Origin of the sequence: Aequorivita vitellina, from assembly GCF_022008365.1 — a bacterium.
In the GTDB taxonomy this organism is placed as follows: Bacteria; Bacteroidota; Bacteroidia; order Flavobacteriales; family Flavobacteriaceae; genus Aequorivita; species Aequorivita vitellina.
Map to the genome: position 1 here is coordinate 1 of NZ_JAIRBA010000106.1, position 889 is coordinate 889.

Here is an 889-nt window from a genome sequence, read left to right on the forward strand (position 1 = left end):
CGTTGTGTGTAATGCACAAAATGCGTTTTCAAAATTAAATTTGTTTACTAAAAAGGAAACTTTTATCTTTGTAGCAAACTAATATCTGAATGACGGAAAAATTTAAAGTTGAGTTTCTAAAAGAGGTTTTCGAATTTCTTGATGGAATTGACAAAAAGGCTCGAAACAAAATCCTTTTTAATATTGACAGAGCAAAAGTTAAAACTGACAATAATCTGTTTAAAAAACTGACTTCGGATATTTGGGAATTTCGGACTTTGTATAATAAAAAGCAATACCGCCTTTTTGCATTTTGGGACAAGACAGACAATAAAGTGACTTTTGTTATCGCAACTCACGGAATTGTCAAAAAAACGCAGAAAACACCCAAAAAGGAAATTAACAAAGCGACCGAATTAATGAACAAATATTTTGAATCTAAAAACAAAAAGCGATGAAAACATATTCATTTGACGAAGTAAAAGATAAATACATAGGAAAAAAAGGAACAGCGGAAAGAGATGCTTATGAAAATGAATTGCGACTTGATTTAATTGGAGAAGCAATCAAACAGGCTCGAAAAGAACGCAAACTGACTCAAACCCAACTTGGAGAATTGATTGGTGTGAAAAAAGCACAAATCTCGAAAATTGAAAATAATCTGACCGATGCAAGATTTGAAACGATTTTAAAAGTCTTTAGAGCTTTGAACGCAAAAATTAATTTTAATGTAGAGTTGCTGAATCAGAAAATGGACTTGGCGACCGAATAAAAAAGCACTACACACAACAATGGCTATAAGTAATTGCTGGTTTTCGCCTACTTCTGAAAATCCTCGCGGATTTTCAGTTTGGTGTGTACTTGCAAAGTTAAGTGCTAACCCACGCAACTACTCATAGCCGAGACCGTT

2 protein-coding genes are annotated in these 889 nt (G+C 33.4%); both read left to right on the forward strand.

The genetic code is table 11. The features are described 5' to 3' along the window. The first annotated feature begins 89 nt into the window (after positions 1-89). Positions 90-437: a type II toxin-antitoxin system RelE/ParE family toxin gene (locus tag K8089_RS16175; RefSeq protein ID WP_237604323.1), complete on the forward strand. Its 348-nt coding sequence runs from the start codon at positions 90-92 to the stop codon at positions 435-437. Beyond that, on the forward strand, positions 434-751 hold the full coding sequence (locus K8089_RS16180) for a helix-turn-helix domain-containing protein (protein WP_237604324.1): 318 nt from the start codon (positions 434-436) through the stop codon (positions 749-751). Before K8089_RS16175 ends, K8089_RS16180 begins: the two co-directional genes overlap by 4 nt. Positions 752-889 lie beyond the last annotated feature (138 nt).